Origin of the sequence: Mycobacterium sp. ST-F2, from assembly GCF_001905655.1 — a bacterium.
In the GTDB taxonomy this organism is placed as follows: domain Bacteria; phylum Actinomycetota; class Actinomycetes; order Mycobacteriales; family Mycobacteriaceae; genus Mycobacterium.
Genome location: NZ_JMHT01000005.1, coordinates 185170 through 199955 on the forward strand (window position 1 = coordinate 185170; position 14786 = coordinate 199955).

Genomic DNA, 14786 nt, shown 5'->3' on the forward strand with positions numbered 1-14786 from the left:
TATACCTAGAGATTTCCGCCCGCGGCCTCGGGCGCGGTCGGGTCGGCCGCACCGGTGCCGGCCAGCTCGCGCGCCACGAAATCCTCGAGGTTGAACAGGTTTTCGCCGGCACGGTCGGCGATCTTCACCAGCGTGGTGATGGTCGCGACCTCTTCGACCTGTTCCTTGAGGAACCACTGCATGAACTGCTCGCCGAGGTAGTCGCCCTCTTCGCGGGCCACGCTGGCCAGCCGGCTGATCTGCTCGGTGACCACGCGTTCCTGGTTGAGCGCGAGCTTGAGCGCCTCGGTCGGCGAGTCGAAGGTGTTGCGCACCGGGTCGACGCCGGGAATCTCCACCTCGATGTCACGGTCGAGCAGGTACTTCACCAGCATCATGGCGTGATTACGTTCTTCGACGGCCTGCGCATAGAAGTGCTTGGCCAGTTGGGGGAGGTCTTCTCCATCGAAGTAGACCGCGACCGCGATGTATTGCTGAGAGGCGCTGAATTCGCTCCGAATCTGCTCCTGCAGCAGTTGGTGGAATTTCGTCTCGAGGCGCGTCACTTCGGTCATGAAAATGAAAGATAGTGCAGGTCAAATGGCCTTGTCATGCAAGGTCAACCTAATTCAGGAAAGCATATCCTTACCCAATGTGACGCATGCAATATCCATTAATTCGAATTGCTGAATGCGAATAAAGGTAAGGCTTGGCTCGTGTCCGCGGAATTACGCCGGGTGCAGCCAACCCAAATGGCGTGCGGCCAACGCGTAGCCCACGAATGCCACCGCGTCGATCACCCCGTGCCCGATGATCAACGGCCACAACCGGCCGGTCCGCCGCCAGGCGTATCCGAACACCAGTCCCATGGCGATGTTGCCCAGCCCGGCACCGAACCCCTGATACAGGTGGTAGCTGCCGCGCAGCAGCGCCGACAGGGCCAGCGATTTGGTCGGGGAGACGTCGAGTTGACGCAGCCGGGTCAACAGGAAGCCGACGACGACGATCTCTTCGGCCCAGGCGTTCGCGAACGCCATGAGCAGCAGCACGGGAATACGCCACCAGGTGTCGCCGAGCGTGCTCGGCACCACGTCGACGCCCATGCCCAGGGCCCGGCCGGCGACATACAGCCCGAGCCCGGGCAGGCCGATGAGTGCGGCGAGGCCCAGACCGCCGAGGAGGTCGGGCCGCCATCGAAAGCGGCCCAGCCCGATTGCCGCGGGCCGGAAGCCGGTGCGCCACAACAGATACAGGGCCAGGGCGCCCCAGCCGACCAGTGTGAAGGCCGGGCTGAGGTTCAGCAGGAAGTCGATGAAGTCGATAGGCGAGCGCCGGTGGTTGAGCGCGACCTTCTGCCCGGCCAGCCCGAGGATCACGGCTTCGGCCAGGCTGACGACGGCCGTATAGGCCGACAGGCCGAACGTCACCGCCAGCACCACGGCGATCTCGATGCGCAGCGCGCGTCGTTCGGTCTCCTGCTCCGGCCCGGTCATCGCAGCAACGGTAACCGCGCCTGTCTGATGCTCTTCGCGCAAGCGGCTCATCGGCGCGCTCAGGTCCTGCGCGCGCGCAGCCCGTTGAGGAACGGGCAGCCCATCAGGGTGCGGATGGCGCGGCTGAGGCCGGTGACGTCGTCGACGGGCCTGCTGAACGGCAACCGGACGTCGTGGTCGCCGTCTTCGCGTTCGATGCGCAGCTGCACGCCGTAGCGGTCGAGGCCCAAGGGGCGGACGTGGCCGCGGCGCAGGGTGACCGGGAGCCGGCTGGCGAGCCGGTCGACCATGTCGCGGTGGGCGCTCTCCATGTGTTGCACCCAGTGCGACTCCATGGCGCAGAACGGGTCGGGCCGGGCGTCAAGCAGTGCGCCGACGGGCACGGACTCGGCGCCGGTGGCGTCGGCCACCACGACCGACTCGATCTCGAGCCGGACCAGCGTGCAGGGGTTTTCGTGGTCTGCTCCGGCATTCACTTGGAGCAGTACCGGGTGCGGGTTTTCGGACGCGACGAGGTCGAGCAGCGCCGGGACCCGTGCCGCCGGGACGGCGTGCAGGCGGCCGCGGAACCAGACGAGGGAGCGCACCCGTTCCCGCAACGGCAGGGCGGCCAGATCGGTCAGTTCCAGCATGGCGGCGACGCCGCTGTGTCCGGCGGCGCCGGCCGTGGCGGCGAGGAGGCCCGAGGCCGGGACCGTCAGGACGACGGAGCCGTCGGCCAGCAGATGGTGCACCGGCGTGGTGATCGGTGTGACGCCGTCGGCGGCCAGCATCGCGTCGGCCGCTCGGGCGCACGCGCTGCGGACGCGTTCGGCTGTGGTCGGTGCTGCGATTGTCGTCGTGAGGTCGCGCATGTCCCGCCTTCGCTAGTAAGTGAGGTAAGCCTAAGTTAACTATCGCCTGGTGCCGGCGCAAGGCCTACCGAAAGGCCCGCGTCGCGAGCTCCGGCGCACCGGCAACCAGTAGGGTTGCGGCGTGGCACGCATCGCCTATCTCGGGCCGCAAGGCACTTTCACTGAAGCGGCCATGCTGCAATTGGCCGACGCCGCACCGGGCGGATCGGAGTTCGAACCCGTCGCCTGCGACAGCTCGGGCGCGGCGCTGGAAGCCGTGCGGATGGGCACCGCGGACTACGCGTGCGTACCGATCGAGAACTCCATCGAGGGTTCGGTGCTGCCGACCATGGACAGCCTGTCGTGGGGCAGTGGCGTACAGATTTTCGCCGAGCACACCCTCGATGTCGCGTTCACCATCGTCGTCCGGCCGGGTGTGACCGCCGAAACGGTGTCCACCGTCGCGGCCTTCCCCGTGGCGGCGGCCCAGGTGCGGCGGTGGCTGGCCGAGCGGCTGCCGCACGCCACGGTCGTGCCCGCGATCTCGAATGCCGGTGCGGCGCAGCAGGTTTCCGAAGGGTTGGCCGATGCCGGAGTCAGTACCGCGTTGGCCGCGCTGCGGTGGGAACTGGACTCGTTGGCCGAGGGCGTCGTCGACGAGCCCAATGCCCGAACGCGTTTCGTGCTGGTCGGCCGCCCCGGCCCGCCGCCGCCGCGCACCGGTGCCGACCGCACGTCCGTCGTCCTGCGTCTGCGTAACGAACCCGGCGCGCTGGTGTCGGCGATGACCGAGTTCTCGATCCGGGGCATCGACCTGACCCGCATCGAATCCCGGCCTACCAGAACGGAATTGGGCACCTACATCTTCTATCTGGACTGCGTCGGACACATCGACGACGCACCGGTCGCCGAGGCGCTGAAGGCGCTGCACCGGCGGGTGGCCGAGGTGCGGTACCTGGGCTCGTGGCCGACGGGCGTGGCGGCGGGCGCGGCACCCCCGGACACCGATGAGGCGACGCAGTGGTTGGCGGGGTTGAGAGAAGGGGGCCGGGCATGAGTGGCCGTTTGGTGTTGGTGCGGCACGGGCAGTCGGAGGCGAACGTCGCCAAGCGGCTGGATACCCGGCCGCCCGGGGCGCCGCTGACCCAGCTCGGCCACCAGCAGGCCCGCGATTTCGGGATCGACTGGGCGCATCCCGTCGGGCTGGTGGTGCATTCGGTGGCGGAGCGGGCCGTGCAGACGGCCGCTGACATCGCGGACGGGCTGGGCCTGGACCCGGTCGAGGTCCACGGCATCCACGAGGTGCAGGTGGGCGACCTGGAAGGCCGCAGTGACGCCGACGCCATCGCGCAGTTCGACGCCGTCTACGACGAGTGGCAGCGGGGCATCCTCGACGTCCCCATGCCCGGCGGTGAGACGGGTCTCGAAGTGCTGGACCGGTATGTGCCGGTGCTGACGCATCTGCGCGTGCGGTACCTGGACGACCACGAGTGGGCAGGCGACATCCTGGTGGTGAGCCACGGCGCGGCCATCCGGCTGGTGGCCGCCCAAATGGCCGGAGTGGACGCCGATTTCGCGTCCGAGCATCACCTGCGCAACGGCGAATGTGTGGTGCTGAGCCCGATCACCGACGGCCGGTGGAGCTGCGTGCAGTGGGGCCCGGTGCTGCCGCCGTTCTACCCGGGACACGACCCCGCGGCGCCCCCGGCGCCCGACCCGATGGGCTGAGGTGGGCTGACTATCCGGTGGCCCGCAGGCCCACCGCCGGCTGGGCGCAGCCGCACCCGACCACGTCGCAATCGATGCGTAGCGTGTGCTCGGACTCGGGCAGTGCGCAGGTTTCCTCGGTGCATTCGGCAGGCAGGCCGGCGTGCACGATGACCGTGCCGTGGCAGTGCGCCAGCCCGTCCCCGCAGTTGCGGCAGGCGGTGCTCATGGCCTCTTTTGTAGCACCGCGGTCCGACAAAACCGGGGTGCCGCGCTGCTCAGCCCCAGCCGAGCTCGTGCAGCCGCTCGTCGTCGATACCGAAGTGGTGGGCGATCTCATGGATCACCGTGATGGCGACCTCGTCGACCACCTGCTCCTCGGAGTCGCACATGTCGAGCAGCGCGTCGCGGTAGATCGAGATGGTGTCGGGCAGCGCGCCCGCGTAGAAGGAATCACGCTCGGTGAGGGCGACGCCTTCGTACAGCCCCAGGATCGTCGGATCGTCCGGGTTGCGCGGCTGTACCAGCACCACGACGTTGTCGAGTGCCGCGGCGAGCCGGGGCGGGATCAGGTCGAGCGCGTCGGACACCAACTCCTCGAAGCGCTGCCGGCTCATGCGTACCGGCACGGCTACGGAGCGGGTGGCAGCACGGCCGGTCCAGGCGGTGCACCCGCGCCCACCGGGCCCGCCGGAGGTGGCGGCGGCGCGCCGGGCTGCGCCTCCTCGAGCGGCGGGCCGTCGAGCGGCGCACCGCCACCGGGCGGCGGCGCCGGAGCCGGCGGCGGACCGTTCAGGAACGTGTTGCCCTGCTGCTGCTGAGGAGTCCCGGGCGTGGCGGCACCGTGCTGGTTCGACGTGTCGGGCTGACCCGGCATGTGCTGGTTGCCCTGGGGCGTCTGCGGGGCCTGCTGGCCGCGCTGGTTCTGCCCGGACTGGCCGGACTGTGAACCCTGCGACGAGGACGACGACGAGCCCTGCGACGACGTGTCCACCGGCGGCTCGATGACCGGGATCGGGGGGAGGTTCAGCCGCTCCTCCGGGATGGCCGGCGGCGCAACCGGCGACTGCCCGTTGATCATGAGCGGGCCCTTGGCGCTGCCCACCAGCGTCGACCAGCCGCCGTTTCCGAGCGATGAGCCGATGCTGCACGAGACCTGGCGGCTGCCGGCCGTCCAACTGGGCAGCGCGATGGAGCTGTAGATCAGCGTCAGCGTGGTGCCGCGCAACTCGACCGGAGCCAGGTAGGCGTCGGTGGCCTTGGTGCAGGAGTCCTTGATGTACGTCAGCTGATCGGGTTCGGCCGGCATGATGTCGTGGTATTTGTCGGCCAGGTTGACCGCGCCGGTGACCTCCATGGCGTGCGGTGCCGAGCAGTCGACCGGGATGTCGATGGGCTGGTTGGTCGCCGGGTCGATACCCAGGCAGGTGCCGGCCGGCCACACCTTGGACTGGTCGACGTCCGCGACCTTGCCCTTGTAGGCCAGCTGTTGGCTGTTCGGGCCGAGCAATTGCAAGCCGCACAGCATGCGGCGCTGGCCCTTGGCCTTCCAGGCCTTGTCGCCGGACCAGACCAGGCTGACCGCGAACTTGCCGTTCGGATCGAAGCGCGGGCCCAGGTAGTCGCGCGCGGCGTTCTGGCACTGCTCCTGACTGATCTGCTTGATCCGGGAGTCCGAGGGCGGCGCGGCGTTCGGGCCGTATTCACTGCCCGGGAACGTCCGCATGTCGAGCGACTCGGCAACCTCGAAGCGGTGCTCGTTCTTGCAGTCGACGATCTCGACGGCGTCCGGCGAGCGCTCCGGCCAGTTCAGGCAGTCGCCGGGCTTGGCGTGGTCGAGGGTGTCGCTCACCCGGCCGGCGTTGACGCGGCCGCTGGTGAAACCGAGGCCGGTCGGGCCGAGGGAGCCTTCGGGCATGACGGTGAGGACGCCGGCGATGAGCAGTCCGCCGAGCGCGGTGAGGACGAGCGCGCGCTGCGTCCCGGTGACATGCATGCCGTGCATGCGTTGCCGCCAGGTTGTCGTCGTCTTCGGCGCGTCTGGGGGTGTGTCCGTGCCCAGTTCGACCGCCGCGGGTGCGTCCAACATCGGCTCCATTGTGACAGCCGCGGCTGGAGCTGTGACAAGAGTTGCAGTTGTACCGTTATGTGGTTGTGGCCGGGCACCGCTAGAGGCCCTCGACATTCCACGGCCGCGGCGACAAAAGTAGTCTGACGCCCGTGATCGACCTCAAGCTGTTGCGCGAAGATCCGGACCGGGTGCGGGCGTCGCAGCGGTCCCGTGGCGAAGACCCCGGCCTCGTGGATGCGCTGCTGGACGCTGACGCGGCCCGGCGTGCCGCCATCTCCGAGGCGGACACCGCACGGGCCAACCAGAAGGCGGCGAGCAAGCTCGTCGGCGCGGCCTCGCCGGAGGAACGGCCCGCACTGCTGGAGAAGGCCAAGGAACTGTCCGCGGCGATCAAGGACATCGAGGCCAGGCAGGCCGAGGCGGAGGCGGCGTTCACCGCCGCCCACATGGCCATCGGCAACGTCATCATCGACGGTGTCCCGGCCGGCGGCGAGAGCGACTTCGAGGTGCTGGATGTGGTGGGTGAACCGCCGGCACTTGATGCTCCGAAGGACCACCTGGAACTGGGCGAGGCCATCGGCCTGCTCGACATGGAGCGCGGCGCCAAGGTGTCGGGCTCGCGCTTCTATTTCCTGACGGGCCAGGGCGCCCTGCTTCAGCTGGGCCTGCTGCAGTTGGCCGTCCGGCTGGCCACCGAGAACGGGTTCACCCTGATGATCCCGCCGGTGCTTGTGCGGCCGGAAGTCATGCGCGGCACCGGTTTCCTGGGTGCGCACGCCGACGAGATCTACCGTCTCGAAGCCGACGACCTGTACCTCGTCGGGACCTCGGAGGTGCCGCTGGCCGGCTACCACTCCGACGAAATCCTGGACCTGTCCGAGGGTCCGCTGCGGTACGCGGGCTGGTCGTCGTGCTTCCGCCGGGAGGCCGGCAGCTACGGCAAGGACACCCGCGGCATCATCCGGGTGCACCAGTTCGACAAGGTCGAGGCCTTCGTCTACTGCAAGCCGGAGGACGCCGAGGCCGAGCACCAGAAGCTGCTCGACTGGCAGCGCCAGATGCTGGCCATGATCGAGGTGCCCTACCGCGTGATCGACGTCGCGGCAGGCGATCTCGGGTCGTCGGCGGCCCGCAAGTACGACTGCGAGGCCTGGGTGCCGACACAGCAGGCCTACCGCGAGCTGACGTCGACCTCGAACTGCACGACGTTCCAGGCCCGGCGCCTGTCCACCCGCTACCGCGACGAGAACGGCAAGCCGCAGACGGCCGCGACCCTCAACGGCACACTCGCCACGACGCGCTGGCTGGTCGCGATCCTGGAGAACCACCAGCAGCCCGACGGCAGCGTCCGGGTGCCCGACGCGCTGGTGCCGTACGTCGGCACCTCGGTGTTACAGCCCAAGTAGAACCACGTCGGCGGGGGCATGACGGTGGAACGGGCGGTGCGGGTGACGGTCCTCGGCCCGGTTCGGGCCTGGGTCGGCGACGATCCGGTGGACCTGGGCGCGCGCATGCAGCGGGCGCTGCTGGCCCGGTTGGTCGCCGCACGCGGGCACACGGTGTCCGTCGACCGGCTCATCCATGACCTGTGGGAGGGCGAACCGCCGCCCAAGGCGCTGTCGGCCCTGCAGGTCTACGTCTCGCACCTGCGGCGGGTGCTGGAACCTGACCGGCCCCGCCGGGCGCCGGCCCGCATACTGGTCAGCGCGGCGCCGGGGTACTGCCTGCGGTTGCCCGACGATGCCGTCGACTCCTGGCGCTTCGAGGCGAAAGTGGCTGCGGCACAAGAGGAATCGGACCCGCGGCAACGCGCGCAGCTGCTCGACGAGGCGCTGGCGGGCTGGGCGGGCGATCCGTTCGCGGGCGCCGGTGACGCGTTGTGGGCGGCGCCGGAGATCTCCCGGCTGACCGAGCTCCGGCTGGCCGCGGTGGAAAGCCACGCCGCCGCCCACGTCGACCTCGCCCGGTACAGCAGCGCCATCGCCGCGCTCGAAGGGCACGTCGCCGAACATCCGGGACGCGAAGGTGCCGCCGCGGTCCTGGCGACGGCGCTGTACCGGACCGGGCGGCAGGCGGGCGCACTCGAGGTGTTGCGGCGCACCCGCGAACACCTCATCGACGAGCTGGGTCTGGAACCCGGCCGCGCCCTGCGGGATCTCGAACGCGACATCCTGCGCCAGGCTGATCACCTGGAACCGTCGCAGCCCGCCCCGGTCCGGCCGTCGCCGCCGCAGACCCGGGATACCGCGCCGCGCGACCGAACCGGACAGGCCTACGGCCGGGCCGAGGAACTCGCGACCATCGACGCCGTGGCCCGCAGCGTCGCCACCGGTGCCAGCGCCGTGATGTGGATCGGTGGCGAGGCGGGCTCGGGCAAGACGACGCTGGCCGCTGCGGCGGCGGGCCGGTTGCGGGCCGCGGGATGGCGGACGGTGCACGGCCGCTGCCAGGAGGTGCACGGCGCACCCGCGGGCTGGGCGTGGACCGAGGTGCTGCGGGAGCTGTTGGGGGAGGCCGCGAACGACCGGCAGGCGCTGGCGCCGCTGCTGCACGACGGCGCCGCGGCCGAGCAGGGCACCTTCTGGCTCGGGCAGGCGGTGGCCGACGCGCTCGGTGCCGTCGCCGATGAGCAGCCTCTGGCCGTCGTACTCGACGATCTGCACCGCACCGACGGCCTGACGCTGGAGCTGCTGCGGCTGGTGGCCGACCGCGTGCAGGACCGCCGCGTGCTGGTCATCGCGACGTACCGCCCGTCGGAGGATCGCGGCGAACTGGAGGTGGCGCGTGCGGCGCTGACGGTGCACACGTCCGCGCACCTGATCCTCGGTGGGCTGGACGCGGCGGCCACCGCCGCCGTCGCCGCCGATTGCGGGCTGACGACCAGCGGTGAAGCCCTGCGCCTGCTGCGCGAACGGACCGGCGGCAACCCGCTGTTCGTCCGCGAGCTGGCCCGGCTGATGGCCGCCGAGGGCCAGGACGCGGTGTGGGCGTCGGTGCCGGTCGGGGTGCGTGACGTGCTGCGGCGCCGGCTGGCCCGGCTGCCCGGCCCGACGGTCACCGCGCTGCGCCAGGCCGCGGTCCTGGGCCGCGACATCGACGTCGACCTGTTGGCCGAACTGGGCCGTAGCGACCCTGACGATCTGCTCGACGCGCTGGAACCCGCCGTCCTGCTGGGTCTGCTCGACGAGCCGACCCCGGGCCGGCTGCAGTTCGCGCACGGCCTGGTCCGCGACACGCTCTACGAGGACACCTCGAAGCTGCGCCGGTCCCGGCTGCACGCCGCCGCACTGGAGCTGCTGCGCGCTCCGGGGCGCTCGGTCGATCCGGCGGCCCTGGCGCACCACGCCGTCGCCTCGGCCACTGCGGAAACCGCCACGGCCGCAGCGGATTTCGCCACCGCGGCCGCACGCGACGCCGGTTCGGTCGGCGCCCATGCGGAAGCCGCCCGGCAGTGGCGCGCCGCGGTGCAGATGCTCGAGCTGGCGGCCAGCCGGCAGCTGTCGCCGAGCGTCGCGTTGCTGGACCAGGACATCGAGGTCCGCTGCGGCCTGATCGCGGCGCTCGCGCAGTCCGGCGACGCCGTCACCGCGCGCAGTGAGATGAAATGCGCGCTGCAGCTGGTGTCCGGCCGGTCGCGCGACGATCTGGTGGTGCGCATCCTCACCGCGTGGGACACCCCGCTGGTGTGGCGCGACCGCGAGTACGACGAGTCCGACGGACAGATGATCGGGCTGCTGCGGCACGTGCTGGCCGGCGACATCACTGCCGCCGACCGGATTCGGCTGCTCAAGGCGCTCTACGTAGAATTGGAGGGCAACGACCCGGATGGGGCGCTGGCGGCCAGCGCCGAGATGCTCGCGCTGGCGCGGCAGGTGTACGCCGACGATCCCGGGGCCGGCCGCCTGCTGTGTACCGCGCTCAACGTGCACGCTTTCTGTGCGCTCGGACCTGACCTCGACACCGAGCGTGACGTGCTTGCCGCCGAACTGCTGCGGACCGCCGAAGCCGCCGAGCAGGCCGACTATCAAGCGGTGGCGCACTGGCTGTTGTCGCTCGCGGCCGGGAACCGCAGTGATCTGGTGACGGCGAAGCGGCACGTCGACCTCGCGGTGGCACGCGCCAGCACCGGCCAGCTGGTCCACCTGCTCGGCGTGCTGGGTCTGTTCCAGGCGCGGATGTACCTGCTGGCCGGCCGTCTCGAGGAGGCCGTCAGCGCCTACACCGACCTGGCGGCGCGGATGGCCGAGAACGGCGCCGCCAACGGCGCCAAGCTGGCGATGGTGGGCCGCGTAACGGGTGAGTTCTGCCTCGGTGACCTGGGCACGCTGGCCGACGAGCTGCTGTTCTTCTACCGCGAGATCTCGGTCGCCGCGCTCGACGCCGCGGTGCTGGCACTGGTCGCGCGCGGCCGTGAGGCCGAGGCCCGGGAGCTGTGGCCGGACCGCAAACCGATCGAGCGGGCGTACTTCTGGGTGCCGTTCACGGTGTTGCGGGTCAATGCCGCGGTCGCGATGGGCGACCTTGACGAGGTGCAGGCCCGTGCGGCTGAACTCGAGCCGTACTCGGGCAGCATCGCGGGGCTCGGGGTCGACGGGCTCATGGTCGGCCCCGTCGACGACGCCCTGGCCGCGGCCGCCGACGCGCTGGACCGGCCCGAGGACGCCCGGGCCTACCGCAAGGCCGCCGAGACGCTGCGGGCACGGCTCGCCGCCGAGGCGCTGAGCTTCATCGACTGACGGGCTTCGTCGACTACCCGACCAGTGCCTCGAGCCGGCTCTCGGCGAGATCGCCGAACACGGTGCGCATCACGCGCCGGTGCCGGAACGCCAGCACCGCGAGGAAGGCGCGCAGCCCGATGTTCAGCTTTCCGGCCATCGAGGCCCGCTCGTCGTCGGTCATCACGGCCAGCGAGCGCGGTCCGTCGAACGACATCCGGCTGCCGGCGCGGGCCGCGGCTTCCACCGACTCCCAGTCCTCGATGGACACATGTTCGGTGATCAGCGGGAACAGGTCCAGTTCCTCGTCGTTGATGTGCTCGGTCAGCAGCGCCGTGAGTTCCGCCAGCTCGAAAGCCATCAGGAACGCGACCTTGCGGTCCCCGTTCGACAGCCGGAACGCCGCGGCGCGGGCCCGCAGCTGGTCCAGGCGCGGGTCCAGTGCGGCGTGGTCGTCGGTGAGTTCGCGCAGGTCCAGGTGATCGCCCACGCTGGCCTGGATCACCGGCCAGAGCACGGTGTCCTCGGTGGTGTGGTGGTGATGGATCGAGTCGCACAGCAGCTCGATGTACTGCGAGATGGCGCGGGCCCGGGCGGGGGTGCAGATGACGTCGCGGTCCCGTACGGCCTTGGCCAGCTCGGTGAGACGGACCAGGTCGACCAGCATGGCGCGGTGCGCCAGCGTGATGCCCAGCAGGTTGGGCTTGGGATCGTCGGCGCGGCGGGGTGCGACGGTGACGGCTTCGAGGGAGGTGGACACGGGTGCTCCTTGTGATCAGGTTGGTGCACAGCCTGATGCCCGCGACTTAAGCGCGACTTGGTTGCGGCTTGTCGGCGCTGGTCACGGCCGAAGTAGGGTGACAGCCATGATCGATCTCGACCTGGACGACATGCGTGGCTGGTTCGGCTTCGGGGTGGCGGGCAACTTCGCCGGGCACCTCGAACAGGCCGGGGAGGCAGTCGATTTCGTCAACGTCCGGTCGGAAGGCGGAGCGCCCAAGGGCATCTTCCCGTGGTACGCGCCGGGCAGCGACACGTTCCTCGGCGAGTTCCCGCTGTCGTCGGACGCGGTCGTGCTGCCCGTCAGCGACAGCCCGCTGAACCTCCAGATCGAGCCCGAGGTCGGGCTGGCATGCGAGGTGTCGTGGGCGGGTGACCGCGTGGTGGGGCTGCGGCCGTTCGCGCTGGGCGCGTTCAACGACTGCTCGATCCGCCGGCCCGGTGCCCCCAAGATCAGCCACAAGAAGAACTGGGGCCCGGCGTCCAAGGGCGTGGCTGCCCAGTTCTTCGAGATCGGCGATCTGAGCCCCGACGGCCCGACGTCGTCGCTGCGGCTGGCGAGCTTCCTGGACGACGGTACCGGCACCGAGCACGCCTACGGCCAGGACAGCCCGTTGCTGGGTTACTCGTACTACGGCACGCAGCTGCTGGACTGGATCGTCGACCGGCTCGCGAACCAGAAGGGTTCGGACGACACGCCTCTGGAGGACGTCGGCGCCCTGATGGTGGCGGCGGGGCACCCGAGGAACCTGCTGGTCGGCATCGGCGCGACGCGCTACACCGAGCTGGGGGAGTCCACCTATCTGAAGCCGGGTGACCAGGCCATCGTGCGCGTGTACGACACCGCGTCCGACGACGTGTCAGAACTTCGGCAGACGGTGCGCGCGGCAGATTAGCCCGGATCACCTCGCCGATTCGGGCGTAGCATTGGTGCACGTCGGGGCCATCGGCCGGAGGTATCGATCATGTTCGACTCGACCCGCTCGCTCGTCGTCACGTCTGCGGCAGTTCTCGCGTTGAGCCTCAGCAGTGCTGTGGCCGCAGCCGATCCGCCGGGGCCGGGAACCCCATGCGGCCCGGACAAGGTGATCACGTCCATCAACACGTGCGAGCCGCTCAACTCGTCGTGTACCGGCTACGACGGGATGCTCATCGGCCGCGTCGCCGCGGACGGGCGGTGCGTCATTCCCGGGCTCGACGGCACCAGGTGGTAGCAGCCGCCATTCGGTCACTGTCGGCGAGCGGCCTGCTCTCCCAGTAACTGGTCCAGTGTGGCCAGAAACTCCTTGGGCCGCAACGGGGTACACGCCGGCGCGGGCGTGGCGCCGCCGACGTCGAGGGTCACCAGCGTCGACTTGATGGGCCGCCAGATGTCCAGGGGCAGCCAGCGGCGCCGGTCGGCGCCGCCCCAGATCAGGAACCGGTCCATGATGAAACCGAGCGACGTGGCCTTGTATCCGCGGATCGCGCTCAGCGGGATGATCTTCGAGGTGCCCGACGGAAAGTGATAGCGGCGCAACGTGATCGCCTGCCGGTCCAGGAAGATCTGACCGTCGTCGTAGTGCGCGTCGGATTGCCCGCTGCTCACTTCTTGGCGCTCCGCAACTCGTGACCCTTGGAGGTCAGACAGCGGCCGTTGTCCAGGTTCCACTGCCACCCGTGCAGATTGCAGGTCAGCGTGTTGCCCTCGACGATCCCGAACTTCGACAGGTCGGCCTTCAGATGCGGGCAGCGGCGCTGAATCTCGTAGCCGCCCAGGTCGATCGACGCCGAGGTGTCGTGCGCCTCGGCGAACCAGCCGTCGGCGTAGGCGATGCGCTCGTCGGTCAGGCACTTGAAGAACGTGTACAGATACTCGTTGTAGCCACCGACCCGCCACGCCTCGAACCGGGTGGACAGGAAGATGGTGTTGACCCAGTCCGGCTCGTCGTCGCGCAGCACGGTGCGTACGAGTTCGGGTGCGATGCCGAAGCCGTAGCGGAACTTCTCGTCCGGAATCGCTTCCCGCACAGCCCGTTTCGGGAAATCCAGGACCACCGTCTCGGTGCCGATCCGGAGTTCGACGGGGTAGCCGATGCCGTCGCAGATCTGGTCGCTCTGCACCATGATCGGCTCGAACTTGGCGCGCAGCGGCTCCAGCAGCGACTCGCCGGAAGCCGGTGCCCACGAAGCCTTTTCGGCGGCCAGGACCGGCGCCATGCGTTGCGCGTAGGCCTCGATGTAGTCGGCCTTGCCGGTCGTGAAGATCGCTTCGGCCTCGGCGTCGGGAATGGGATGCACCAGCGCGTCCAGTGTCGACCCGGTGAACGTCGCCACCGTGCCGGGGATCATCAGCAGTCCGCCGTCGTGGCCGTGGCTGCGCAGCTGGTCCAGGAACACCGCCTGGTCGGGGAAGATGTTGGCCGGATCGTCGTGATCGTCGTTGAGCCAGCGCAATTCGGGATCCAGGAAGCACGGCGGACCGGCCGACGGCACCACCCAGGTGGCGCCCACCTGCGCGATGTACTGGCGACAGCGGTCCATCTGCCGCTGCCGTTTCTGGGTGCCGAAGGCCTCCTTGGCCCGGGCCGGCATGTCGTAGACCATGGGGTACCAGATGGCGCCCGAGTACTGCAGCATGTGCACGTCGACGTCGCCGAACTCGGTGGCCACCATGTCCAGATCGATCGGGCGGGCGTCGTTCATGTTGAACGCGACGGTCTCGCCGTCGGACACCACGAGGCCCGAGTCGCCGATCGGGCCGTCGGCCGGGGCGCGCAGCGCGATGATCATGATGTCCAGTTCGCCCTTGGGCCCGCTGACGCGGTGCTTCACCGAATCGGTGGTCTCGAAGAACGTGTGGAAGCCCAGGGCCTCGAGTTCACGACGCAGATCCGGCACCGGGTAGTCCGGAAGGAGCACCGTCGCGTCCTTGTTGACGTGCGCGCGCAGGTGCTCCGGATCGAAGTGGTCCTTGTGCAGGTGGCTGACGTACAGGTAGTCGCAGTCGCCGAGCGCGTCCCAGTCCAGTTGGCTGTTGTCCGGGAACGGGAACCACGATGCGAAGTAGGCAGGGTTCACCCACGGGTCGCACAGAATGCTGCCCGCGGCGGTATCGATCCGGAATCCGGCGTGTCCAACGCTTGTGACCTGCACTAATGCCCCTTTTGGCGGTGGAGAGTTTGCCAGCGAGTCTAGCCGGATTCCGGGGCGTCCCAGCACCTCGTCG

General features: G+C 69.7%; 15 protein-coding genes. 6 read left to right on the plus strand and 9 right to left on the minus strand.

All coding sequences use genetic code 11. The annotated features are described in order from the left end of the window. Positions 1-5: 5 nt before the first annotated feature. From EB75_RS02550 to EB75_RS02560, 3 genes are all read right to left on the minus strand, one after another. On the minus strand, positions 6-554 hold the full coding sequence (locus EB75_RS02550; protein WP_073693906.1) for a ferritin: 549 nt from the start codon (positions 552-554) through the stop codon (positions 6-8). A 153-nt stretch (positions 555-707) separates the two neighbouring features. Then, entirely contained in the window at positions 708-1472 is a 765-nt protein-coding gene (locus EB75_RS02555; RefSeq protein ID WP_073693907.1) for a CPBP family intramembrane glutamic endopeptidase, read from the minus strand. Between the two features lie 59 nt (positions 1473-1531). Beyond that, the gene (locus EB75_RS02560; protein WP_073693908.1) at positions 1532-2326 is read right to left on the minus strand and encodes a DUF2470 domain-containing protein; all 795 of its coding nucleotides are present in this window, start codon (positions 2324-2326) and stop codon (positions 1532-1534) included. Between the two features lie 121 nt (positions 2327-2447). On the opposite strand from EB75_RS02560, the gene pheA reads away from it, so the two are divergent. Beyond that, entirely contained in the window at positions 2448-3362 is a 915-nt protein-coding gene (gene pheA / locus EB75_RS02565) for a prephenate dehydratase (protein ID WP_073693909.1), read from the plus strand. After that, complete coding sequence (locus tag EB75_RS02570; protein ID WP_073693910.1) at positions 3359-4033, plus strand: histidine phosphatase family protein; 675 nt, start codon at positions 3359-3361, stop codon at positions 4031-4033. Before pheA ends, EB75_RS02570 begins: the two co-directional genes overlap by 4 nt. Positions 4034-4043: 10 nt before the next feature. Here EB75_RS02570 and EB75_RS02575 read toward each other — a convergent pair whose 3' ends face one another. Genes EB75_RS02575 through EB75_RS02585 form a run of 3 tightly spaced genes read right to left on the minus strand, consistent with a single transcriptional unit; the run spans position 4044 to position 6110 of the window. Then, on the minus strand, positions 4044-4241 hold the full coding sequence (locus EB75_RS02575; protein ID WP_073693911.1) for a hypothetical protein: 198 nt from the start codon (positions 4239-4241) through the stop codon (positions 4044-4046). Between the two features lie 49 nt (positions 4242-4290). After that, positions 4291-4641, minus strand: coding sequence for a metallopeptidase family protein (locus tag EB75_RS02580; RefSeq protein WP_073693912.1), 351 nt, complete (start codon positions 4639-4641; stop codon positions 4291-4293). 2 nt (positions 4642-4643) lie between these two features. Further along, on the minus strand, positions 4644-6110 hold the full coding sequence (locus tag EB75_RS02585) for a septum formation family protein (protein WP_073693913.1): 1467 nt from the start codon (positions 6108-6110) through the stop codon (positions 4644-4646). A gap of 122 nt (positions 6111-6232) precedes the next feature. Between EB75_RS02585 and serS the strand changes: the two genes are divergently transcribed. After that, a complete protein-coding gene (gene serS, locus EB75_RS02590) occupies positions 6233-7489 on the plus strand; it encodes a serine--tRNA ligase (RefSeq protein ID WP_073693914.1) in 1257 nt (418 codons plus the stop codon). Positions 7490-7507: 18 nt separating this feature from the next. Beyond that, positions 7508-10819, plus strand: a complete 3312-nt coding sequence (locus EB75_RS02595; RefSeq protein ID WP_073693915.1) for an ATP-binding protein — start codon at positions 7508-7510, stop codon at positions 10817-10819. A 13-nt stretch (positions 10820-10832) separates the two neighbouring features. Here the strand turns inward: EB75_RS02595 and EB75_RS02600 are convergent, their stop codons facing one another. Next, the gene (locus EB75_RS02600; RefSeq protein WP_073693916.1) at positions 10833-11558 is read right to left on the minus strand and encodes a hemerythrin domain-containing protein; all 726 of its coding nucleotides are present in this window, start codon (positions 11556-11558) and stop codon (positions 10833-10835) included. Between the two features lie 106 nt (positions 11559-11664). Between EB75_RS02600 and EB75_RS02605 the strand changes: the two genes are divergently transcribed. Together EB75_RS02605 and EB75_RS02610 are read left to right on the plus strand one after the other, a co-directional pair. Then, entirely contained in the window at positions 11665-12474 is an 810-nt protein-coding gene (locus tag EB75_RS02605; protein WP_073693917.1) for a DUF5718 family protein, read from the plus strand. Between the two features lie 69 nt (positions 12475-12543). Then, complete coding sequence (locus tag EB75_RS02610) at positions 12544-12792, plus strand: hypothetical protein (protein WP_073693918.1); 249 nt, start codon at positions 12544-12546, stop codon at positions 12790-12792. 14 nt (positions 12793-12806) lie between these two features. On the opposite strand, the gene EB75_RS02615 is transcribed toward EB75_RS02610, so the two are convergent. Together EB75_RS02615 and EB75_RS02620 are read right to left on the minus strand one after the other, a co-directional pair. After that, entirely contained in the window at positions 12807-13166 is a 360-nt protein-coding gene (locus tag EB75_RS02615; RefSeq protein ID WP_073693919.1) for a hypothetical protein, read from the minus strand. Further along, positions 13163-14713: a Rieske 2Fe-2S domain-containing protein gene (locus EB75_RS02620; protein ID WP_073693920.1), complete on the minus strand. Its 1551-nt coding sequence runs from the start codon at positions 14711-14713 to the stop codon at positions 13163-13165. The genes EB75_RS02615 and EB75_RS02620 overlap by 4 nt, the downstream gene beginning before the upstream one ends. Positions 14714-14786: the final 73 nt, after the last annotated feature.

Coding starts and splice junctions, on each gene's coding strand:
- EB75_RS02550 (WP_073693906.1), bottom strand. CDS start 554: ATGACCGAAGTGACGCGCCTCGAGACGAAATTCCACCAACTGCTGCAG.
- EB75_RS02555 (WP_073693907.1), bottom strand. CDS start 1,472: ATGACCGGGCCGGAGCAGGAGACCGAACGACGCGCGCTGCGCATCGAG.
- EB75_RS02560 (WP_073693908.1), bottom strand. CDS start 2,326: ATGCGCGACCTCACGACGACAATCGCAGCACCGACCACAGCCGAACGC.
- EB75_RS02570 (WP_073693910.1), top strand. CDS start 3,359: ATGAGTGGCCGTTTGGTGTTGGTGCGGCACGGGCAGTCGGAGGCGAAC.
- EB75_RS02575 (WP_073693911.1), bottom strand. CDS start 4,241: ATGAGCACCGCCTGCCGCAACTGCGGGGACGGGCTGGCGCACTGCCAC.
- EB75_RS02585 (WP_073693913.1), bottom strand. CDS start 6,110: ATGGAGCCGATGTTGGACGCACCCGCGGCGGTCGAACTGGGCACGGAC.
- EB75_RS02595 (WP_073693915.1), top strand. CDS start 7,508: ATGACGGTGGAACGGGCGGTGCGGGTGACGGTCCTCGGCCCGGTTCGG.
- EB75_RS02605 (WP_073693917.1), top strand. CDS start 11,665: ATGATCGATCTCGACCTGGACGACATGCGTGGCTGGTTCGGCTTCGGG.
- EB75_RS02610 (WP_073693918.1), top strand. CDS start 12,544: ATGTTCGACTCGACCCGCTCGCTCGTCGTCACGTCTGCGGCAGTTCTC.